The sequence below is a fragment of the Ruegeria sp. HKCCSP346 genome (genome assembly GCF_017872595.1).
GTDB lineage: Bacteria > Pseudomonadota > Alphaproteobacteria > Rhodobacterales > Rhodobacteraceae > Ruegeria.
This window is the reverse complement of the sequence record NZ_JAEDOT010000001.1, coordinates 1,168,151-1,189,419: the sequence shown is the minus strand read 5'-3', so window position 1 is coordinate 1,189,419 and position 21,269 is coordinate 1,168,151. Positions and strand designations below refer to the sequence as shown.

The 21,269-nt window shown below is 58.1% G+C and carries 26 protein-coding genes; 14 read left to right on the top strand and 12 right to left on the bottom strand.

The features are described 5' to 3' along the window. Nucleotides 1-30: 30 nt before the first annotated feature. From I9185_RS05970 to I9185_RS05955, 4 genes are all read left to right on the top strand, one after another. On the top strand, nucleotides 31-1,002 hold the full coding sequence (locus I9185_RS05970) for a LysR family transcriptional regulator (protein ID WP_171631246.1): 972 nt from the start codon (nucleotides 31-33) through the stop codon (nucleotides 1,000-1,002). A 222-nt stretch (nucleotides 1,003-1,224) separates the two neighbouring features. Further along, a complete protein-coding gene (locus tag I9185_RS05965; RefSeq protein WP_171631249.1) occupies nucleotides 1,225-1,833 on the top strand; it encodes a peroxidase-related enzyme in 609 nt (202 codons plus the stop codon). A gap of 261 nt (nucleotides 1,834-2,094) precedes the next feature. Then, nucleotides 2,095-3,018, top strand: a complete 924-nt coding sequence (gene ppk2 / locus I9185_RS05960) for a polyphosphate kinase 2 (protein WP_210092560.1) — start codon at nucleotides 2,095-2,097, stop codon at nucleotides 3,016-3,018. Between the two features lie 119 nt (nucleotides 3,019-3,137). Then, nucleotides 3,138-4,496 (top strand): MATE family efflux transporter, encoded by a 1,359-nt coding sequence (locus I9185_RS05955; protein WP_348539499.1) that lies wholly within the window; start codon nucleotides 3,138-3,140, stop codon nucleotides 4,494-4,496. Here the strand turns inward: I9185_RS05955 and I9185_RS05950 are convergent. Continuing rightward, nucleotides 4,493-4,894, bottom strand: coding sequence for a hypothetical protein (locus tag I9185_RS05950; protein ID WP_171631253.1), 402 nt, complete (start codon nucleotides 4,892-4,894; stop codon nucleotides 4,493-4,495). The genes I9185_RS05955 and I9185_RS05950 overlap by 4 nt on opposite strands. A 2-nt stretch (nucleotides 4,895-4,896) precedes the next feature. Then, complete coding sequence (locus I9185_RS05945; protein ID WP_210092559.1) at nucleotides 4,897-6,099, bottom strand: pyridoxal phosphate-dependent aminotransferase; 1,203 nt, start codon at nucleotides 6,097-6,099, stop codon at nucleotides 4,897-4,899. 92 nt (nucleotides 6,100-6,191) lie between these two features. Between I9185_RS05945 and I9185_RS05940 the strand changes: the two genes are divergently transcribed. From I9185_RS05940 to I9185_RS05930, 3 genes are all read left to right on the top strand, one after another. After that, nucleotides 6,192-6,584 carry a helix-turn-helix transcriptional regulator gene (locus tag I9185_RS05940; protein WP_171631257.1) on the top strand — a complete coding sequence of 131 codons (393 nt, stop codon included), beginning with the start codon at nucleotides 6,192-6,194 and terminating at the stop codon, nucleotides 6,582-6,584. Next, complete coding sequence (locus I9185_RS05935; protein ID WP_224853117.1) at nucleotides 6,581-6,838, top strand: succinate dehydrogenase assembly factor 2; 258 nt, start codon at nucleotides 6,581-6,583, stop codon at nucleotides 6,836-6,838. Before I9185_RS05940 ends, I9185_RS05935 begins: the two co-directional genes overlap by 4 nt. Nucleotides 6,839-6,915: 77 nt before the next feature. Then, nucleotides 6,916-7,413, top strand: a complete 498-nt coding sequence (locus I9185_RS05930; protein WP_209832653.1) for a winged helix DNA-binding protein — start codon at nucleotides 6,916-6,918, stop codon at nucleotides 7,411-7,413. Between the two features lie 117 nt (nucleotides 7,414-7,530). On the opposite strand, the gene I9185_RS05925 is transcribed toward I9185_RS05930, so the two are convergent. Together I9185_RS05925 and I9185_RS05920 are read right to left on the bottom strand one after the other, a co-directional pair. Further along, entirely contained in the window at nucleotides 7,531-8,232 is a 702-nt protein-coding gene (locus I9185_RS05925) for a DUF1194 domain-containing protein (protein ID WP_210092558.1), read from the bottom strand. Further along, on the bottom strand, nucleotides 8,229-8,657 hold the full coding sequence (locus I9185_RS05920; RefSeq protein WP_171631261.1) for a VOC family protein: 429 nt from the start codon (nucleotides 8,655-8,657) through the stop codon (nucleotides 8,229-8,231). Before I9185_RS05920 ends, I9185_RS05925 begins: the two co-directional genes overlap by 4 nt. Before the next feature lie 175 nt (nucleotides 8,658-8,832). On the opposite strand from I9185_RS05920, the gene thyX reads away from it, so the two are divergent. Next, the gene (gene thyX, locus I9185_RS05915; protein WP_152458489.1) at nucleotides 8,833-9,741 is read left to right on the top strand and encodes an FAD-dependent thymidylate synthase; all 909 of its coding nucleotides are present in this window, start codon (nucleotides 8,833-8,835) and stop codon (nucleotides 9,739-9,741) included. Nucleotides 9,742-10,105: 364 nt separating this feature from the next. Here thyX and I9185_RS05910 read toward each other — a convergent pair whose 3' ends face one another. Next, a complete protein-coding gene (locus tag I9185_RS05910; protein WP_152458488.1) occupies nucleotides 10,106-10,312 on the bottom strand; it encodes a cold-shock protein in 207 nt (68 codons plus the stop codon). A gap of 214 nt (nucleotides 10,313-10,526) precedes the next feature. Here I9185_RS05910 and I9185_RS05905 point away from each other — a divergent pair, with 214 nt between their 5' ends. After that, nucleotides 10,527-10,844, top strand: a complete 318-nt coding sequence (locus tag I9185_RS05905; RefSeq protein WP_171631264.1) for an ArsC/Spx/MgsR family protein — start codon at nucleotides 10,527-10,529, stop codon at nucleotides 10,842-10,844. Between the two features lie 40 nt (nucleotides 10,845-10,884). Beyond that, complete coding sequence (locus I9185_RS05900; protein WP_171631266.1) at nucleotides 10,885-11,253, top strand: hypothetical protein; 369 nt, start codon at nucleotides 10,885-10,887, stop codon at nucleotides 11,251-11,253. Nucleotide 11,254: 1 nt separating this feature from the next. Here I9185_RS05900 and I9185_RS05895 read toward each other — a convergent pair whose 3' ends face one another. From I9185_RS05895 to thrS, 5 genes are all read right to left on the bottom strand, one after another. After that, a complete protein-coding gene (locus tag I9185_RS05895; RefSeq protein ID WP_171631268.1) occupies nucleotides 11,255-11,773 on the bottom strand; it encodes a DoxX family membrane protein in 519 nt (172 codons plus the stop codon). Further along, nucleotides 11,770-12,531, bottom strand: a complete 762-nt coding sequence (locus tag I9185_RS05890) for a DNA-binding domain-containing protein (protein WP_210092557.1) — start codon at nucleotides 12,529-12,531, stop codon at nucleotides 11,770-11,772. Before I9185_RS05890 ends, I9185_RS05895 begins: the two co-directional genes overlap by 4 nt. Further along, on the bottom strand, nucleotides 12,528-13,385 hold the full coding sequence (locus I9185_RS05885) for a DUF692 domain-containing protein (RefSeq protein ID WP_210092556.1): 858 nt from the start codon (nucleotides 13,383-13,385) through the stop codon (nucleotides 12,528-12,530). Before I9185_RS05885 ends, I9185_RS05890 begins: the two co-directional genes overlap by 4 nt. A gap of 71 nt (nucleotides 13,386-13,456) precedes the next feature. Continuing rightward, on the bottom strand, nucleotides 13,457-13,759 hold the full coding sequence (locus I9185_RS05880; RefSeq protein WP_171631275.1) for a DUF2282 domain-containing protein: 303 nt from the start codon (nucleotides 13,757-13,759) through the stop codon (nucleotides 13,457-13,459). A gap of 221 nt (nucleotides 13,760-13,980) precedes the next feature. Further along, a complete protein-coding gene (gene thrS / locus I9185_RS05875) occupies nucleotides 13,981-15,939 on the bottom strand; it encodes a threonine--tRNA ligase (protein WP_210092555.1) in 1,959 nt (652 codons plus the stop codon). 211 nt (nucleotides 15,940-16,150) lie between these two features. Between thrS and I9185_RS05870 the strand changes: the two genes are divergently transcribed. From I9185_RS05870 to I9185_RS05855, 4 genes are all read left to right on the top strand, one after another. Continuing rightward, entirely contained in the window at nucleotides 16,151-16,900 is a 750-nt protein-coding gene (locus tag I9185_RS05870; protein ID WP_210092554.1) for an alpha/beta hydrolase, read from the top strand. After that, nucleotides 16,900-17,892, top strand: a complete 993-nt coding sequence (locus tag I9185_RS05865; protein WP_210092553.1) for an alpha/beta hydrolase — start codon at nucleotides 16,900-16,902, stop codon at nucleotides 17,890-17,892. The genes I9185_RS05870 and I9185_RS05865 overlap by 1 nt, the downstream gene beginning before the upstream one ends. 44 nt (nucleotides 17,893-17,936) lie before the next feature. Further along, on the top strand, nucleotides 17,937-18,551 hold the full coding sequence (locus tag I9185_RS05860) for a hypothetical protein (protein ID WP_171633777.1): 615 nt from the start codon (nucleotides 17,937-17,939) through the stop codon (nucleotides 18,549-18,551). Between the two features lie 85 nt (nucleotides 18,552-18,636). Further along, nucleotides 18,637-19,347, top strand: coding sequence for an alpha/beta fold hydrolase (locus tag I9185_RS05855; protein ID WP_210092552.1), 711 nt, complete (start codon nucleotides 18,637-18,639; stop codon nucleotides 19,345-19,347). Here I9185_RS05855 and I9185_RS05850 read toward each other — a convergent pair. Next, nucleotides 19,344-19,937 (bottom strand): DUF6151 family protein, encoded by a 594-nt coding sequence (locus tag I9185_RS05850; protein ID WP_245223417.1) that lies wholly within the window; start codon nucleotides 19,935-19,937, stop codon nucleotides 19,344-19,346. The genes I9185_RS05855 and I9185_RS05850 overlap by 4 nt on opposite strands. Further along, the gene (gene phaZ / locus I9185_RS05845) at nucleotides 19,937-21,208 is read right to left on the bottom strand and encodes a polyhydroxyalkanoate depolymerase (RefSeq protein ID WP_171631288.1); all 1,272 of its coding nucleotides are present in this window, start codon (nucleotides 21,206-21,208) and stop codon (nucleotides 19,937-19,939) included. The genes I9185_RS05850 and phaZ overlap by 1 nt, the downstream gene beginning before the upstream one ends. Between the last annotated feature and the right edge of the window lie 61 nt (nucleotides 21,209-21,269).

Genomic DNA, 21,269 nt, shown 5'->3' with positions numbered 1-21,269 from the left:
TCGAACAAATCGAAACAATGGTCGGTTGCCGTGTCCAAATCTCTGAGTCTTCGATGGCTGGAAGTGTTTCAGTTGATCGCCAAATCCGGATCGATTCAGCAAGTCGCATCAGAAACAGACTTGTCGATCAGCACGGTTTCGAACCACCTGCGCAGCCTTGAACGCGCGTTGGGGATTGAATTGGTCGACCATGGGCGTCGCCCGATGGGCCTGACGCCGGCGGGCGAGGTGTTTGCCCGCTATGTGCGTGAGGGTCTGACTGTGCTGAAGCGCGGTGAGGCTGAGATACGAACGGGAAACTGGCAGCATGCGACGGATCTGCGGCTGGCTTTGATCGATGACTTCGACAACCAGATCGCGCCCGACCTTGTTCGTTTTCTGGCGCAGGCTCTGCCGCGGTGCAATTTCCGCCATTTCACGCGCCCAAGCCACGAAATTCTTGCCAAACTTCAGGAACACAAGCTTGACGTGGGCGTCGCCACACGACCGCTGGGTCGTACCGAGGGGCTGATCGAATACCCGTTGATGAGAGACCCCTTCATCGTCGTGGTTCCCAACAAGTTCGAAGGATCCCCGGACGAGCTGTTCAACCCGGATGCCGATTTGCCATTGTTGAGGTATTCGCGTGACTATGTGATCGGCAAGCAGATTGAAACTCAACTGGCCCGAAGCAAGTTCAGCCTGCCCAACCGGTTTGAACTGGAGTGCAACCAATCCATCATCGGCCTGGTCGCGCAGGGCAGTGGCTGGGCAATCACTACCGCGGCGTGCTTTCACCGAACGCAGAGGTTTCACAACAGCGTAAAGGCCATGCCCTTTCCCGGCAGCAACTTCGTTCGCACAGTGTCGCTGTTTACAACCGAAGTATACCCGGCAACGACGTCGGAGCTGATCCAGAAGGCCATGAGCAAATTGATACGTCAGCATTTCACAAGACCGATGTGTGCCCGGCACAATTGGCTGAAGAATGAGTTCCGCACCATGGAGATAGAGGGCGTCTAGCCCAATCTGACCGGGTTGCCGAACAGCTGGTGGTTGAGGACGAATGCTCGCAGGGCTTTGACTGGACAGGCCGTGCAGGTGTTTCGGAAAACCGGGCCGATGTTCAAATTGCGGTCTGCTCTGGTTCGGGTTCTTTCTGACGGGGTGTCGAATTCGTCTCGCCTCGGGCTCAAAGCGCTTTTAGTCTCTGAACGACAGGCAATCACGTCAACAGGAAGCCAAATGAGCTGGATCAGAACCATCCCCTTCGAGCAAGCCACAGGCAGGCTGAAGAAACTCTATGACCGCGTCACGGGCCCGGGCAACAATGTGGACAATATCATGATGGCGCATTCGTTGCGCCCGCATTCGATGGAAGGGCACATGGCGATCTACAAGGCGGTGCTGCATCACTCGGGCAACAAGACACCGAAATGGTTTCTTGAGGTGCTGGGCGTGTGGGTCAGCTCTCTGAACCGATGCGGATATTGCGTCGAACACCATTTCGCAGGGTTGCAGCGGTTGCTGGCCAACGAAGAACGGGGAAACGCGATCCGGGCGGCGATCGAAGCCCGCGATCCGGCGGCCGCGCCATTGGATGCAGCGCAGGTGGCGGCCATGACCTATGCGCGCAAACTGACCGAGGATCCGGGCGATCTGGTCGAAGCGGATGTGATCGCGCTGCGCACGGCAGGGTGGGATGATGGAGAAATCCTCGAGATCAATCAGGTCTGTTCCTACTTCTCTTATGCGAACCGCACGGTTCTGGGGCTGGGATGCTCGACGGAAGGCGACGAATTGGGTCTGTCGCCCAACAACTCTGACAACCCTGACGATTGGGGGCATAGATGAAACCTGAAACAAGGGGATCAGCGATCCGGTGCGCCAAACGGGCGCCAGCTTTGGCCATGTTGGCCGAGGTCGATTAGACGATCCTATTGAGGTTTCAGGCAAGGGCCGCTCGGGCATAGCTTGAAAAACGACGTTTGTATCGGACCCTTGTATCCAGTGCGGAATTTGTGGGTTTTTGAGGCATCAATTTGACCCCAATCAAAGCGCATCCATGGCCTCTCTGCTAGCTCCTTTCCGGCACAACAGAAAAGGAAAGATTTCATGGAAGCCATTGCTCGGGTCGAAACAAATTCAACTCAGGTCAAGACCGGGCCGACGCCGGTTGCAGACGTCGCAGAGCCCAGCCCTGAAAAGATCCGGCAGGCGTTTGAAAGCGGCAAGTACCCCTATGGCCGCAAGATGGCGCGGTCGGTGTACGAAGAACAGAAGGCCAAGCTTCAGGCAGAGTTGCTGAAGGTTCAGTTGTGGGCGCAGGAAACCGGGCAGCGTTTCGTTCTGCTGTTCGAAGGGCGCGATGCTGCCGGCAAGGGCGGTACGATAAAGCGCTTCATGGAGCACCTCAATCCGCGTCAGGCCAGGGTCGTGGCCTTGAATAAACCCACTTGGGAGGAAAAGGGGCAATGGTATTACCAGCGCTATATTCAGGAACTGCCAACAGTTGGCGAAATGGTGTTCTACGACCGGTCCTGGTACAACCGCGCGGGTGTCGAGCGGGTGATGGGCTTCTGCTCTCCCAATGAATATCTGGAGTTCATGCGGCAGACGCCAGAGTTGGAGCGGATGCTGGTACGTTCGGGCATCCAGCTTTACAAATACTGGTTCTCGGTCACGCAGGAAGAACAGCAGCGTCGTTTCAAAAGTCGCGAGACGGATCCTCTGAAACAGTGGAAATTGTCACCGATTGACAAGGCCAGCCTCACCAAGTGGGACGATTACACCGAAGCTAAAGAGGCCATGTTCTTTTACACCGATACCGCGGACGCGCCGTGGACGATCATCAAGTCGAATGACAAAAAACGCGCGCGGCTGAATTGTATGCGCCATTTCCTGTCGACGCTGGACTATCCGGGCAAGGATCACGACATTGTGGGTGAACCCGATCCGTTGATCGTGGGGCAGGCGCATCACGTGATTCACCGCTCCGAGCATATTCTGGGTACGACACTGCATCCGGACGCTCGTTAATCACGCCGGTGCCCGCCTGGACCGTGCAAGCGGGAACCGAGGTATCATGTTGACATTTTAGCGATCATCTCTTGTCTCGCGCCAAGCCCGCGCATATGGCTGGTGCGATGACAAAAGTGATGACATATCCGGCCCACTTTCGGGCAATTGCCGTGCTTGGCCTGCCGTTGATCGGTGGCCATCTGGCGCAGTTTGCCATCGGCCTGACCGACACCGTCATGCTGGGCTGGTACGGGGTCGAGGCGCTGGCAGCGGTTACCCTGGCCAGCAGCTATTATTTCGTTCTGTTTTTGTTTGGTGCGGGGTTTGGCTGGGCCGTCATGCCGATGGTTGCCACCGCAGCGGCAGAAGGGGACGAAACCAGCATTCGCCGCTCGACCCGCATGGGGCTGTGGTTGTCACTGCTATACGCTGCGGTGGTCATGCCGTTGTTGTGGTGGTCCTATCCGATCCTGATCGCCATGAAACAAGAGCCGCATATCGCCGAAACCGCGTCGGAATATTTGCGCATTGCCGGTTGGGGATTGTTTCCGGCTCTCATCGTTATGGTGTTGAAATCCTACCTTGCGGCCCTGGAGCGAACCCAGATCGTGCTGTGGATCACGGTTACGGCGGCGGTTGTGAACGGGTTTACCAACTATGCGCTGATCTTTGGCAACTGGGGCGCGCCGGAACTGGGTGTGATGGGCGCTGCGATCGCTTCGATCGCGACACAGGTCGTTTCACTGGTCGCGGTTGTCGTCTATGTCGTCCGGACCTTGCCGGAACACAGCCTGTTCCAGCGCTTCTGGCGTCCAGATTGGGAAATGTTCATCAGCGTGTGGAAACTGGGCGTGCCCATTGGCCTGACAACCCTGGCCGAGGTGTCGCTGTTTGCAACATCCGCCGTGATGATGGGCTGGCTGGGTCAGGTCCCGCTAGCCGCGCACGGGATCGCCCTGAATTTGGCGTCGGCCACATTCATGGTGCATCTGGGGCTGTCAAATGCGGCCACCATCCGGGCCGGCAACGCGTTGGGCCGCCGTGACAAGGCGCATCTGGAGAAAGGTGCGATTGCCGTGACAGGCATGTCGCTGGTCATGTCCGTCGTGACCGTCATCCTGTTCCTGACATATGCCGAGCCGCTGATTTCCCTGTTCATGGAGGCCGATGATCCGCAGCGCGGGCAAATTCTGGCTATCGGGACAGGATTGCTGGCCATGGCTGCCCTGTTCCAACTGGTCGACGGTGCGCAGGTGATTGCGCTGGGACTGCTGCGTGGTTTGCAGGATGCCAAGATACCGATGGTTATGGCGGCGCTCAGCTATTGGGTGGTGGGAATTCCGGCGTCCTACTATTTCGGCTTCGTCCGTCAGATGGACGGCATCGGTGTCTGGCTGGGGCTGGTGCTTGGCCTGGCTTTCGCGGCGGTGCTGCTGATGGCCCGGTTCTGGATGCATTCGGTGCGGCAGATGCAGGCGCCGGCGGAACCGGCCTAGTCTTTGCTCAACCGGTCGGCCTTTTTCCGAACCAGAACCGTGCGCAGATCGTGCATCGCCATCAGCAATCTGTCGGTTACATCCTCAAGCTGTTCGTCGCTTGCCTTGGACTGCGCCCATTGCGTTGTCAGGTTCAAATAGTCGACAGCGCGGTGAATGTCGTCAATGTCGCGCTGGGCCAATATGGCCCGGCGCTCGTCCATCCATTGGGCGATCTCTGCCTGATCCCGTTCGGACAAAACCCGTTGCCCGTGTGGCTTGACCTCACCGTTGCGGATGTTGATAACGGCGATCTGGTCCATCTCGATCCGGCGCTGGCGGTTTTCCGTATCGATCCGAAACACCGCGGCCCCGTTTTCACGGATGCGAAAATAGTATTCGGGCAGGTCGGCAGACATGTTTACCTCAGCGATGCACAAAAGCGCTGTATACGAGCGCAGGCTTCGGTCAGGGCTGCGTCGGACGTCGCGTAGCTGACCCGGAAGTTGGGTGACAGGCCGAAGGCCGCGCCAAACACGACGGCGACATCCGCCTCTTCCAGTAGGGCCGTGGCAAAGGCTTCATCGTTTTCGATGACGGTTCCCGCGGGTGTTGTTTTGCCAATCAGCCCGGCGATCGAGGGGTAGACATAAAACGCGCCCTCGGGTGTCGGGCAGGTTATGCCGTCAATCTCGTCCAACATCCGCACCACCAGATCACGGCGGCGTTTGAACGTTTCATTGTTCGGGGCCAGAAAATCCTGTGTTCCGTTCAGCGCTTCCACTGCCGCCCACTGGCTTATCGAGCAGGGGTTCGAGGTGGATTGCGACTGGATCTTGCGCATCGCCGAGATGAGTTCGACCGGACCGGCCGCATAACCGATGCGCCAGCCGGTCATGGCGTAGGCTTTCGAAACACCGTTGCAGGTGAGCGTCCTGTCATACAGGCCGGGCTCCACCTCGGCAGGCGTGCAGAATTCAAACCCATCATAAGCCAGGTGTTCATACATGTCGTCCGACATGATCCAGACATGCGGATGGCGCATCAGAACATCGGTGAGGGCCTTGAGCTCATCCCGGCTGTACCCTGCGCCTGTCGGGTTCGAGGGCGAGTTGAAGATGAACCACTTTGTCCTTGGGGTGATGGCGGCTTCCAGTTGTTCTGCCGTCAGCTTGAAGTTGTTGGCCAGCGTCGTTTCAACAACAACCGGCGTCCCGCCTGCCAGCAAAACCATGTCGGGGTAACTTACCCAATATGGCGCGGGGATGATCACCTCGTCACCGTCATTCATTGTTGCCATCAAGGCGTTGTACAACGTCTGCTTGCCGCCCGTTCCAACCGAGATCTGCGCGGGCGTGTAGTCAAGCCCATGATCGCGCTTCATCTTGGCGCAAACCGCCTGCTTCAGTTCCGGAATGCCGTCCGGTGCGGTGTACTTGGTTTTTCCGGCTGCAATCGCTGCAACAGCGGCGTCCTTGATGTTTTGCGGGGTGTCGAAATCCGGCTCACCCGCGCTCAGGCCGATCACGTCGCGCCCGGCAACTTTCAACTCGGCGGCCTTGGCTGTCATGGCGATCGTGGGCGATGGTTTGACGCGTGACAGTGTCGCAGACAGGAAACTCATGGATGGCCTCGGTTTGTATGTTCAACCCGACTGTCATAGGGTGCGCCGGAATGACGATCAAGCCGTATGGACAAAGTGAATTGGAGACCCCGATGAATGATGAAAATGACTGGTATGGACCTGAGTCTGCGACATTCGGGGACCGTTTGGCAGGCGCGCGCGAAGCGGCCGGAATGACCCAGGCAGAGCTGGCGCGCCGCCTTGGCGTCAAGAAGACGACGATTGTCGATTGGGAAAACGATCTGTCCGAGCCGCGTGCGAACCGGTTGTCGATGATGGCGGGGCTGGTCAATGTCTCGATCATGTGGCTGCTGACCGGTGAGGGCGAAGGCATGGATGCCCCGGTGGAAGAGGGCGAAGGTGGAATGGAACTGTCGACCGCGGTGGCCGAATTGCGCGCCATCCGAGGAGAGATGCGGGTTTGCGCTGAACGTGCGGCGCGACTGGAAAAGAAAATGCGTCTGATGCTGGAGCAGAAGAATTGAGTGAACCCCGGGACGTACGCATCAAGCGAATGAAAATGCGATCCATGCGGCGCGGGATCAAAGAGATGGACATCATCCTTTCCGCTTATGCCGATCGCAACCTGGCCGATATGGATGCCGCCGGGCTGGATGTCTTTGACGCGCTGCTGCACGAAAACGATCAGGACCTGTATCAATGGGTCACAGGTCAGGTGCAGCCGCCGGCGCAGTTTGCCAGTTTGATTTCAAACATCGCGCAGACCTTTCAGAAATAAGACAATACCGGCTTAACCGATTTTTCGGACTTTCAGGTCATCGTGTCTCAAACAGCACGACTGAATCGGAGGGTCGGATGAGTATCGAAATGCAGGTCTCCGGGCTGGGAGCCAAGGGGTTCATGACCAGCTATCTTGAGGCGCTGGCCCTGGTGGAGCGGCTGCACCGGTTGCTGCTGGACGTCATCAAGGATGAATTCGAGCGCGTCGGCGTGCTGGAAATCAACGCGGTACAGGCGTTGCTGCTGTTCAATATCGGCGATCACGAAGTGACGGCGGGTGAGCTGAAAAGCCGCGGCTACTATCAGGGCAGCAATGTCAGCTACAACCTCAAGAAGCTGGTTGAGATGGGGTATATGCACCACCAGAGATGCGAGATTGACCGCCGCTCTGTCCGCGTGCGTCTGACTCCACGAGGCGGGGAAATCCGCAATATCGTGTCCGACCTGTTTGCGCGTCACGCCGAAGGATTGCAAAGCAGAGGCGTGTTGGAGTTGGAAGGTATCGAAGACATCACCACGTCGCTGCGCCGGGTGGAGCGATATTGGACCGACCAGATCCGATACATCTACTGACCGCAGCTGTGCGTCGCGCAGAACCAAATCCGTCCTGCACTGATGCACAGGCCTGGCGGCCTTGTTCAAATGCGGGTCCAGAAAGCAGGCCCGCAAAAGCAGCACTCAGGCGCGGATTTATTGCGGGTCTTCATCAAGCGCACCAATCTGCAAACCGCTCAATTCCCGTTTCAGCTTTTTCCGCATGGCCCGTTCGAAATCTTCGAACCCCTGAGCGACCTCCAAAAAGGCACCGGGACCATGCAGGACGTTGTTTTCAAAAAACGGGATCAGAAAAAGTTCGCCTTCAAAATCCGCCGCGTTGATTACGAGGCCATTGACCACCACATTCTGAAAAGCGAAGTGCCGATAGGCTATCCGTGGTCCGTAGCCATCATTGTTGGAACCATCTCCGGACAGGTCAATCGTTTGAAACAAGCAGTCGGGTGCCTGGTTCATCAAGGTTGACCCGTAAGCCAGGGCATAGCCCATGGCGGTCGCTGATCCGGTATCTGATCTCACAGAGGCACTTATCTGACCGGAGGCGAAAAGCAGGTCGGCAACATCTTCTATCAGCATCCAATTCAAAATGACGTGCTGGGTGGAACGACCGCTCCATTCGTAAACAGCCAAAGCAACCGGCATGGGAGAGGAAAAAAAGGCCTCCTGCACTTCGGGTGCGATCAGCGCAGCCGCCAAACCCTGCCGTTGCAGCACGTCCTCGGCCTCATCGACCGACACTGAAATGTCCATGGCCAATGCAAGGGCCAAACGACACGTTTCGGCCTTGATCGGGCTGGCCAGCGCGGCCAGCCCAAGCGTTATGACCCACCGGATCACCAGTGGCCAACGCTTTCCATGCTGGCCCAGGGTTCCTTCGGCTCCAGAGCATCGCCGTTTTGCAAAAGCTCGATCGAGATATTGTCGGGTGAGCGTACAAATGCCATGCGACCGTCACGCGGAGGGCGATTGATCGTGACGCCATTGTCCTGAAGGTGCTGGCAAACCTCGTAGATGTTGTCGACGCCGTATGCGAGGTGACCGAAATGGCGGCTGTCGCTGGGAAGGCCGTCATCACCGTCCCAGTTGTAGGTCAGCTCGATCGGCGCATCCTCCTGCCCCGGAGGGGCCATGAAAATCAGTGAAAACCGCCCGGCGTCGCTGTCATAGCGGCGTGTTTCCTTCAGTCCCAGAAGCTTGTAAAACGCCATGGATTTTTCCAGATCCTTCACGCGGACCATGGTGTGAAGATATGTCAGCGCCATTTTGGCCATCCTTTTCGACTCAGTTTGCATTGAGCTTAGCGCGCCGACCTAATGTGTCGAGACCGCCGGGTCTGGCGAATTGAAATTTGCGTGGGTTGCGGCATATATCGCGGTTTCGATGTTGCGGCTGGCGAGATATAGTAGGGGGCGACTCATTGCCAGAAAGGAAAACCTGATGCCGCTGTCCGCTGACCAACAGGCCGAGATCGAAGCGCAACGTGCGCAATCGCATCCCACTCGTCGCGTCGTTTCAGCGGGAATGGAAGATCACCTGTACACCGCGCATCAGGTTCTGGATCACGGCTTTGTCCGCGTGATTGATTACATGGGCGATGATGCGGCCATCTGTCAGGCCGCGCGTGTGTCCTACGGCAAAGGAACCAAATCGGTTCAGAATGACGAAGGTCTGATCCGGTACCTGATGCGGCACTGGCATTCGACCCCTTTCGAAATGTGCGAGGTCAAACTGCATGTAAAGCTGCCGGTCTTCGTGGCGCGGCAGTGGATTCGGCACCGTACGGCCAATGTGAATGAATACTCGGCGCGATATTCGATTCTGGATCGTGAATTCTATATTCCCGCACCCGAACATGTGGCCGCCCAATCAGAGGTGAACAATCAAGGCCGTGGCTCTGCTCTGGAAGGTGAAGAGGCCGCGCGTGTTCTGGACATCCTCAAGGCTGACAGCGCCCGGTGCTATGACAATTACGAGTCGATGATCAGCCAGGACGGGCAACAGGGGCTGGCACGAGAATTGGCCCGGATGAACCTGCCCGCAAACATCTATACGCAGTGGTATTGGAAGGTCGACCTGCACAACCTGTTCCATTTTCTGCGGCTGCGCGCTGACCCTCATGCTCAATATGAGATCCGCGTCTACGCTGATACGATGTGCAAGATCGTCGCCGACTGGGTGCCCTTTGCCTATAAAGCCTTCGAGGATTACCGTCTTGGGGCCGTCAACCTGTCGGCTCAGATGGTTGAAAGCCTGCGCCGCATGCTGGCGGGTGAGGACGTCACGCAGGAAAGCTCGGGCATGACGGCTCGGGAGTGGCGTGAGTTCGAAGAGATCATTCGCAAATAGAATTCGAATTACCGGGCGCCTATTTTTTTCGGATTGTCATGCCAAGCGATCCATCGCCTAAGCAGAGTGTGGGCTTTTGCACGCATGCACGATGACCTGAAACCGGAACGAAGGGCGTCGCAACGTGCCAGCGTCGCCCCGAGCGCACAATGAAAGCCTGGGAAATCCGGTTTGCGGGCGGGGCTGGGATCTGGTTGCGGGAAACCGGGGTATCCGACACCACTGCAACGGATATACACCATTGACGCCGCGCAAATGAACAATCCGCGCGCGGGTAATGGAACAGGCCCGGTAGGGGGTGGTTGACGGCCGGAAATTGGCCGCCAACCTTAATGGATTCATCCCGCAATCAGCGGGGATGTCGTTACAACGGCTTCAATTCCGCAGCCATTTGTCGGCCGTCGCGCCCGTCCTGCAACTCGTACGAGACTTTCTGATTGTCTGCGAGTCCGGTGAGGCCGGACCGTTCTACGGCCGAGATATGTACAAACACATCTTTGCCCCCTTCATCAGGGGCAATAAAACCATAACCTTTAGTGGTATTGAACCATTTCACGGTGCCGGTTGGCATGTCCCGTGTCTCCTTCTACTTGCGCATTGTCCCACAAATTGGTGGGGGCTGTGGTCAGCGTCGCCACAAAAAAGACTGTTTGGCACTTTCTGAACAGTCCGTTTCGTGTGTTTCGCCTTTTTCAACATTGCACGGTGAAGTAAAAAATCAAGAATAACCGCCGGAAACTGGCAAGTTTGCCTAAAATGCAATCAAATGCAGGAGCAGTAAAAACATGCGCCTTTATGGATTGAAAACCTGTGACACCTGTCGCAAAGCATTGAAAACGTTACCAGACGCAGAGTTTGTGGATGTCCGCAGTGATGGCGTGCCGGATGCTGTGCTGTCGCAGGCTCTTGCTGGCTTCGGCGAGGCTTTGCTCAACACCAGGTCAACGACATGGCGCGGATTGGATGACAACCAGCGCGCGAAAGCACCTTTAGAGCTTTTGAAACAGCATCCCACCCTGATGAAGCGCCCGTTGATCGAGAAAGACGGAGAGCTGTTTCTTGGCTGGACCGCGGAAACTCGCACGCAGCTTGGTATTTCTTGAGAAATGCTTATGTGCCTGCAAGCAACAGTGAGGACGTTCAATGCGTAATGCCGCCATGATCTTGGGCGTGATTGCCGGGCTGATCGGGATGATCGTCGGTTTTTTCGGGTATGCGAAGGTGGTCGTGATCGATCACGTCGGCGAGATAGACGGCGTTCTGAGGCAGGTAGACAACCCTGATCTGATTCAGGCTGTGTCGATCATTGCGCCTTTGTTGGCCATTGCCGGGGGGGCGATGGCGCCCGCGCGCGCTCTTGTTGCGGGGATCCTGCTGCTGATTTCGGCGGGGGCGATGTATTATGCATTTGGATTCGGTGTGTTCACCATGTTCCCGATCGCGTTTGCCGGGGTTGCCGGGGTGCTTGGGCTGGCAGCAGGTAAACCGGACCAGCCCAAAGCGCATTTCTAGGTCACTTCAGGCGCAGGATCCGATCAAGTGAGATGGGCCCCGCACCGTTGATTACGATCACCAGCATCAGGAACGTCCACATCGTGCGCTGATCCATAATGGATGGCGCCGCGTCGAACAGGCTGCCCAGTTTCACGCCATGGCCGGTGACATCGACCAGGGTCTGCACCCAGATGAAACCGATCATGCCCAAGGCAGCCAGGCGGGTGAACAGACCGACCAGCAGCAGCGCAGGCAGGACGAATTCTGCAACCGTGCCAAAGAAAATGACGACCCGTTGAAAGAGCGTCATTTGGGATACGTCGTAAAGGACGGCTTCGGCTGCTTTGGGGAAAATCTGACCGAAGGCACCGGCCGAAGGTGAAAAGATCGAGCCGTCGATCTTCAGCATCGCCGAGTTCCAGTAATAGACCAGAAGAACCGCGACAAAGACCAGTCGCGCCAGCGTGGGTGTAAGCCAGTTGGACGCCAGGTCCACTTTTCCCAGAACGTTGTTGTGAAGTGAGATCAGGGCAGTCATGTCTCCAGCCTTTCGATAGTCACAGAAGTTATTGCACCGCCCTGCAAAAGCAGTGCCAGAGTGGTTCCAAGGTCAAATTCCGGTTGCGCCGCAGCGGTTTTTTCAAATGCTTCGCCGATCGTGTCGCCGCCTTGCATATTAGCGATCCAATCGGCGCCGCCGGCTGGCAGCAGCTGGGCAACCGGGTCGAATTCCGGGCGTGTGATCAAAACATCCTCAGCTCGCGCATCTGGTTTCGGCGCGTTGGTTTCGGTGTTGAAACGCCAGATCGCGTGAATGGGCCAGTCCGAGCGTACCACCCGCATGGCCGGGGCAAAACGCAGCCGGGTTCGCATGACCTGTTCGGGGTCTACTGCCAGCGCGTCTGCCGGGGCGGGTTGGCTGTCGGCGGCGTGGTACGACTTGCGCAACGCAAGTTCCAGCCGCGCCACATCCGGCAGGTAACCAAGATGGGAAAGCTGCTGCATTTCGGCCAGAAATTCGGGAAAGGCTTCACCGTAGAACATCATCAGCGGTGATGATGGCGGGTGCTGGCGCAGAAATATTCCGGCCAGCCCGTCCATGTTCTGTGGCCCCAGCAACTTGGTGATGACTGGGAACGCCTGATGCATCGCTTCGGTCAAGGACACGGCGACATTGTTGCGATAGACGCTGAACCGACGACCGGCTGGCTGCGCCTGAGCGTCCAGCAAACCTTCGGGGACAGGGGCTGACGCATCCATCATGGCCGCGCGAAATTCGGATTGCGAAACGCTCATGCCGGGATCCGTTCCAGGGCGGTCTGCGCGCGAACGGCTTCTTCCCGCAAAATGGACCAGTCCGGTACGTCGGTATCCCACTCGATCAGGACGGGTTTCGGCCCCGTACGTTCCAGCACGTAATCCAACAGCGCCCAGACCGGATCGACGACTTCACGCCCGTGGCTGTCGATCAGCAGCGGGTGGCCGTGATCGTCTTCATCCTCGTCATGGCCTCCAAGGTGAATTTCCCAAACTTTTTCAAGTGGATAGGCATCGATGTAACCCTGAGGAGAGAAATCCAGATTGGTGGCAGAGACAAAGACGTTATTGACATCCAGCAACAAGCCACATCCGGTGCGACGTGCAATTTCGCGCAGAAAGTCCGGCTCGGACCAGGTGCTTTCGTCAAAAGCCAAATAGCTTGAGGGGTTTTCCAACAGCATCTGCCGTCCGACGGTGTCCTGAACCTGATCGATATGATCGCAAACGCGCGCCAGTGTTGCGTCGGTATAGGGCAAGGGCAGCAGGTCGTTGTAGAAATGGGTGTCATGTGTGGACCAGGCCAGGTGCTCGGAAAAGCTGGCGGGATTCAGCCAGCCCACCAGATGTTTCAGCCGGGCCAGGTGATCAGGGTTCAGCGCGCCTTCGCCGCCGATGGACAGGCCAACGCCATGGACCGAGATCGGGAATTGTTCGGAAAGGTGGCGCAGCTGCGCCAGAGGCCGCCCGCCGTCGCCCATGTAGTTCTCGGCATGGATTTCCAACCATGCGACGGGCTGTGCGTGTTCAAGTATCTGAGCGAAGTGTTGCGGCTTGTAACCAACGCCCGGCGCTGCGGGCAGACGGTTCGACCGGTGGGCATCATCCAGCATGGGTCAGTTCCTTGATCACGAAAGGGAAGGGGCGGGCGATGGTGCCCGCCCCTGAATTCGTCAGGCCGTTCTTATGCGGGCAGATCGCGATCCAGGGCTTCCAGCGAGCCTTTGCGCGGGCTGCCGTCTGCCTGCGCGGGCAATTCGATATCCGCGCAGGTGCCTGCGTCAACCAGGGTCCATGCATTGCCCTGATAATCAACGGTCGAGGTGCCCGCGCAGGTGGTGCCGGGGCCCGCGGCGCAGTCGTTCTGACCGGCCAGCGATACGCCATAGCATTTTTCCTTTGCCTGAGCGGATGCAGTGGTTGCGGCGCCCGATACGGCGGCTGCGACTGCGGTTGCGATAACCAGGGACTTGGCTGTGTTCGACATCTCGGTAATCCTCTTGATGACTGGGTATGTCTGCTTGTGACAATGACAAAGGTAGTAGCTTGGTAGACAGAGTTGAATTCACGAGCCCGTGTCTCACAAGCACGTCAAAGGGCGGCGTGCCCTCTTGCAGCGTAAAGCATTGTTTTTGATGAAGAAAGAGTGAATTGTTTCAATCTGGCCCCAATTCGGGGGCCAGATTCCCAGCAATATGGTGCCGATTGTTACAGCAAATCCGGTGGGGTGGCTGCCTGCGACAGCTCGTTTGTTACAACGTCAAGCGGTTGAACCTGCGTCTGTTTTTCACCCAGACGTCGGACGCTGACGGTGCGCTCTTCAACCTCGCGGTGGCCCACGGCCAGAATGACCGGCACCTTGCCGACCGAATGCTCGCGGACCTTGTAGTTGATCTTCTCGTTGCGGATATCCGCCTCGGCGCGGACACCCGCAGCTTTGAGCGTTTCAACCACTTCCAGAACATACTCATCCGCTTCGGAGGTGATCGAGGCCACGACGACCTGACGCGGGGCCAGCCAGAACGGCAGTTTGCCCGCGTGTTCTTCGATCAGGATACCGATGAACCGTTCGAAGGATCCCAGCGTCGCGCGGTGCAGCATGACGGGGCGGTGTTTGCCGCCGTCGGCGCCAATATAGGTGGCGTCCAGGCGTTCAGGCAGAACGAAGTCCACCTGGAAGGTGCCGCACTGCCAGTCGCGACCGATGGCATCTGTCAGGACGAACTCCAGCTTTGGACCGTAGAAGGCGCCTTCACCCGGGTTCAGTTCGGGTTCGATCCCGGCTGCTCGGGTTGCAGAGAGCAGGGCGGATTCTGCCTTGTCCCAGACCTCATCTGAACCAGCCCGCGTTTCAGGACGGTCCGAGAATTTCACCGCAAACTTTTCGAATCCCAGATCCTTGTAGATCACGCTGAGGAAACGGATGAACTCGGCGGTTTCGGCCTCGATCTGTTCCTCGGTCGAAAAGATGTGGGCGTCGTCTTGCGTAAAACCGCGCACGCGCATGATGCCGTGCAATGCGCCCGAGGGTTCGTACCGGTTGCACGACCCGAATTCGGCCATACGCAACGGCAGATCGCGATAGGATTTCAGGCCCTGTTTGAAGATTTCAACATGGCAGGGGCAGTTCATCGGCTTGAGCGCGTTAACGGCTTTCTCGCGGGCATGTTCTTCGTCCACTTCGACGATGAACATATTCTCCTGATACTTGTCCCAGTGGCCGGACCGTTCCCACAGCTTGCGGTCAACGACCTGCGGCGTGTTCACCTCGACATAACCGCCCTTGCGCTGCTGTCGGCGCATGTAGTCCTGCAGCAGGGTGTAGATGGTCCAGCCGTTGGGATGCCAGAAGATCTGACCGGGCGCTTCCTCCTGCATGTGGAACAGGTCCATCTCGCGGCCCAGCTTGCGGTGGTCGCGTTTGGCGGCTTCTTCCAGCATATGCAGGTAGGCTTTCAACTTTTCCTTGCCGGTAAAGGCCACGCCGTAGATGCGCTGCAACATCGCGCGATCGCTGTCGCCGCGCCAATAGGCACCCGCGATGGACATCAGCTTGAACGCATCCCCCGGAACCTGCCCGGTATGTTGCAGGTGCGGACCTCGGCACAGATCCTGCCAGTGCCCGTGCCAGTACATGCGCAGCGGCTCGTCGCCGGGAATAGCCTCGATCAGCTCGACCTTGTAGGGCTCGTTGTTGGCCTTGTAGAATTCGATCGCGCGCTCGCGGTCCCAGACCTCGGTGGTGACGGGATCACGCTTGTTGATGATCTCTTTCATCTTTTTCTCGATGAGGCCGAGATCTTCCGGCGTGAACGGCTCTTCGCGGTCGAAGTCATAATACCAGCCGTTTTCGATGACGGGGCCGATGGTGACCTTGGTGGCGGGCCAGATCTCCTGAACCGCGCGCGCCATGATATGGGCCAGATCGTGGCGGATCAGCTCATTGGCCTGGGCCTCATCCTTCATGGTGTGGATGGCGATCTGCGCGTCGGATTCGATGGGCCATTGCAGGTCCCAGTGCTGGCCGTCAACGGTGGCCGAGATGGCCTTTTTGGCCAGCGAGGTTGAGATGTCGGCAGCCACCTGCGCGGGCGTGACGCCTGCGGCATAGGTGCGTGCATTGCCATCGGGAAAGGTGAGAGAGACGGATTGAGAATCCAAGGCCATATCGGCTCTCCTCGTCGGTTTGGCGCCCACTGAACGCCCGGTTGCGGGTTATGTGTGTTCGGCCCATGTGGCAGGTGGATGGGCCTGTGTCAAGAGTGGGGGCGAGGGGCCAGCCCCTCGCGCTCCCCGGAGTATTTGGAAAAAGATGAAGTGGGCGGAATTGCACTCGGGGGTGGGGCGTGCATGATGCAGGAAAAGGAAAGAGGGTTTCATGGCAGCGACGGATTTTCTGGAGACGCCGCAGGGGCGGCGACTGGCTTATCACAAGACCGAAGGGGCAGGACCGACCATCGTTTTTCTGGGCGGGCTCAAATCGGACATGGAAGGCACCAAGGCCGTGCATCTGGAAGCCTGGGCACAGGCGCGGGGGCAATCGTTCTTGCGGTTCGATTATTCCGGCCACGGCGAAAGCTCGGGCGCGTTCACCGAGGGCTGTATCGGTGACTGGCATCAGGACACATTGGCTGCGGTAAAGGCATTGACGGACGGACCTTTGATCGTGGTTGGCTCATCAATGGGAGGATGGCAGGCATTGCTGCTGGCCAAGGTCATGCCCGAGCGAATTGCGGGCATGGTCACAATCGCCGCCGCGCCGGATTTCACCGAGGACGGGTACTGGGCTTCGTTCAGCGACGAACAAAAAGCTGCGCTGGACACTGTCGGCCATGTCGAGCTGCCGTCCGACTATATGGAACCCTATATCATCACCAAGCGCATGATCGAAGACGGACGCCAGAATTTGGTTCTGCGGGGCGCTCTGGATCTGCCGTTCCCGGTTCGGTTTCTGCAAGGCACCGCAGACACGGCGGTTTCGACCGAAACAGCCGTGCGGCTGCTGGAACATGCTGCGGGTCCTGACATGCGGCTGCTGTTGGTCAAGGGGGCTGATCATCGCTTCTCGGACGAGAAGTGCCTGGGTTTGATCGAGACCGCGGTACTTGATGTGTTGGGAGAAGCCTGATGCGGCGCTTTGGTTGGTTTCTGGGGCGCGCTCTTCTGGCGCTGGTTGTTCTTGGCGGCCTGGTCTACTGGTTCGGCCCGCGCGAGGAAGTGAACCTGCACCCGACTTTTGATTCTCGGAAATTTGGTGAAGGTGTTCAGGTTTATTTTGAAAGCACCGAGTCTGCCTATGATGACATCGTTCCGGGTGTCGAAAAGCGCGTGATCTGGCAGGACGGGTTCAAGGAACAGCGCACGCCGTATTCTGTTCTGTACATCCACGGTTTTTCAGCAAGTTCCGAGGAAATCCGCCCTGTTCCTGATCTGGTGGCTGACGCTTTGGGCGCCAATCTGGTCTACACGCGGTTGCAAGGTCACGGTCGGGATGGGCCGGCGATGGCCGAGGGTACGGCCTCGGGCTGGATGCAGGACACCTCCGAAGGGCTGGCAGCGGCGCGTGCGGTCGGGGAAAAGGTGATCGTCATTTCCACCTCGACCGGAGGAACGCTGGCGGCGGCCGCTGCGTTGGATGCCGACCTCAGCCAGGATGTGGTCGGCATGGTTTTTGTCTCGCCGAACTTTGGTGTGAATACCGTCGCGGCGTGGGTGCCTTCGTTGCCTTGGGCCAGAAGTTGGTTGCCCGTTCTCATGGGGCAAGAACGCGATGTGTCAGGGCCGGACCCCGAGAAGAACAGGTACTGGACGTCGGTCTACCCGTGGGAAGCCGTCGTGCCGATGTCCGTGCTGGTGGATGCGGTCTATGCGCTGGATTTCTCTGAGGCCATGATACCTGCGTTGTTCTGGTTTTCGGATGATGATCAGGTTGTGCGGCCGGACCGGACGCACAAAGTGGCCGAGGCCTGGGGCGCTCCGGCAACGGTCGAGCTGGTGACGATGGGGCCGGGTGACGATCCGTCTTCACATGTTGTCGCGGGGCGGTTGATGTCGCCGGGTCAAACCGATGCCACCGTTGCTGGTATTCTGGAGTGGCTCAAGGGCTTGGGGGTGGAATAAACCCTGATCGGAAAAAAGGATGCAAGATGCGTAAGCCGGGCAGTATGTGGAGCCTAGAGACCTTGGGTCGTGTCCGCTTGTCCCGGCACTTCTTCATGCGCGATTTTCTGTATTCGGAAATCGGCAACTTCCACCAAAAGCAGAATATTCCGGACAACCCGGATCTGGCGATCGAAACAGGCCGCGCCTTTTGCGAAACTCTTCTTGACCCTTTGGAGGAGACATTTGGCCGGGTCGCGGTCAGGTCGGGTTATCGTTCATCGTCCTTGAACCGGTTTGGCAATGAAAACAAGCTGAACTGCGCCCGAAACGATCACCCGCTGGAATGCCACATCTGGGATCGCGGGGAAGGGGATGCGCGGATCGCCGGGGCATCCATCGTCATCCCGTGGTTCGCGGATCAATATGCGCAGGGCAGGGACTGGCGGGATCTGGCGTGGTGGATGCACGATTATCTGGAGTATTCCGAAATCTGGTTCTTTCCCAAGCTCTGTGCGTTCAACCTTGTGTGGCGGCCCAGGCCGCAACGCCGGATCGACAGCTATATTGCTCCGCGTGGGTGTCTGTTGAGGCCCGGCGCTGAGCCCGGTGAAGACCTTGCGGCCCGGCAATCCCGTTACGCCGATTTCCCGGCGTTTCGGGCCATCGCCTACCCGTGAAGTTTTCCTTGCCCGGCTTTGGCAAAACTCTCATCCTGACAACAACTGGAAGGACTCGGAAAACCGAGCAGATGGAGACCCCCGCGTGATCGAGCCGCTGGTGTTGTTGCCTGGGTTGATGTGTGATGCCCGGCTGTTTCGACCTCAGATCGAGGTGTTGTCACGGTCACGGCCTGTCACTGTTGCACCTGTTTCCGGAGGCGAGCGCATTGAAGAGATCGCCTCGGGGCTGTTGGATCAGCTTCCGCATCGGTTTGCATTGGCGGGCCTGAGCATGGGCGGTGTTGTGGGGCTGGAACTGATCCGGCGGGCACCGGAACGGGTAACGCGCCTGTGCCTGATGTCGACGGACGCACTGGCGGATACACCTCAAATCGCGGCCAGTCGCGAGGACCTGATCATTGGGGCCTTGGGCGGGCGGCTGGAAGAGGTCATGCGCCAACTGGTTGGCACCGATACTTTGGCGCCGGGGCCCCGGCGAATCCCCATTCTGAATGATCTTTTGGCAATGGCGAATGATCTGGGCGCCGAGACATTCGTGCGTCAAATGCGTGCCTTGCAGCGCCGCCCAGACCAACAGGGTTCGTTGCGCCGCATCAAAGTCCCAACTTTGATCATGGGCGGTGCCCATGACACGCTTACCCCGGTCAAACGGCACTCTTTCATGTCTGACCTGATACCAGAGGCCGCATTGGAGATCGTCGAAAATGCCGGACATCTGCTGCCGCTTGAAGCGCCCGATGCCGTCAACAAAGCCTTAGAAACCTGGCTGAATACCCCGCAAAAGTTTGTCTAGGGGTAAAGCGCCGCCCGCGCGTCTTTCGAAATGACATTCGGTACGACCGCAGGATCGCCGGTCTCGGGGTCGAAAAACGGCGTATTCTTCCAGCGTCCTGACAGGCGCGATTGCAGGGCGCGGCGCAAAAGGCCAAACGCCGCAAACCTGACCTTTTCGTGTTTTTGTTTTCCATCGGGTCGAGGGACAAACCCACGGGTCGTCACCGGCCCCAATGCGGAAACATCACCGGTAATCCTGCCGACGATAAACCCTGCAAAGGGCAAACGTGCAGTCTGTGGCGTTGTCGCCAGCGGGGCGTTGCAGCAGCTGGCATACCATCGCAGCATACCATTTGGGCTGAGTTTCATGGCCGAAAGGAATTGGCTCCCGGCGGTGATTTCGATTTCATCCGGTGCCATCTGGAAAATGTCCACCGGGCCGGGCGCCGGGTCGGGCTGCCCGAAATACAGTTGCGCCGCACGGCAGTCATGACAAAAACACTCGACATGGGTTCCAAGCCGAACGCCCCGGTCCGAGATTTGACCCTTCAACTGGCCGCAACAGCAGGAAAAGGCGAGGCCACCATGTAATGGCCCGTCCATGTTCATCAGGCGACCTTGTTGGTGTTCGCAGCGCGGCGACGTTTCTTGCGGCTGTTTTCGTTCATGAAATCAATCACAAGCGGCCGAATGTTGTCGCGCCAGCTGCGGCCCGCGAAAATGCCGTAATGGCCCGCGCCGGGTTCTACGTGGCTGGCCTTTTTGCTGTCTGGCAAACCGGTGCACAGGTCCAGTGCAGCAATACATTGTCCGGGCGCCGAGATATCGTCATTCGCACCTTCGACCGATTTCACGGCAACATCGGTGATTTTGCCGATATCTACCTTGTGGCCGGCGACAACAAATTCGTTTCGTGCGATCTCGCGGTTCTTGAACACGCGTTCGACAGTTGACAGATAGAACTCGGCCGTCATGTCCATCACCGCAAGATATTCGTCATAGAAACGGTTATGGGCATCCAGGTCCGAGGCTTCGTTGCGGATAACACGCTGAATCTGATCGGAAAACGCCTTGGAGTGGCGATCGGCGTTCATCGACATGAACGACGCCAGTTGCAGCAGGCCGGGATAGACCATACGCCCGACACCTTTGTACTTGAATCCGACCCGTTGAATCATGGTTTCTTCCAGCTGACCCATCGTAACACGTCGTCCAAAGTCGGTGACGTCGGTCGGGGTCGCGTCCGGGTCCACCGGCCCGCCAATCAGTGTCAGAGTGCTGGGTTGAGCCTTGGGTTCGACTTCGGCCAGATAGGCGGTCGCTGCCAATGTCAGCGGGGCCGGCTGACAAACCGCCACGACATGCGTGTCCGGCCCCAGTTCCTTCATGAAATCTACAAGGTAGAGCGTGTAGTCTTCGACATCGAACTTGCCGGCAGACACAGGAATATCGCGCGCATTATGCCAATCGGTGATGTAAACTTCGCAATTGACCAGCAGGCTTTTGACAGTCGAACGCAGCAGCGTGGCGTAATGGCCGGACATGGGCGCAACCAGCAAGACCTTGCGCGGTTGTTCTTCCCGGCCGTTGACACGGAAATGAACCAGATCGCCGAAGGGGCGTTCCAGAACGGTCGTAATCTCGACCAGATGGTCTTTGCCGTCCTCGCAGGTGAAGGTTCGAATGCCCCAGTCAGGTTTGACGACCATTCGCTGGAAGGTCCGTTCGGTGACTTCACCCCATGCGGCCATCCAGCTGAACGCCGGGTTAGGTGTCATGGAAAACAGGGGGTAGGACGCCATCGCGCTTGCGGTTGCACCAAGCCATTGGTTGGTGTTACGCATGGACTCCATAAGGTCGTAGGTCATCATGTAGCGCATAAATGGGGCCTCCTGAGTGTCAGCCTGAGAGTTCGGACCATTCGCCGCTTTGCCCCCCAGC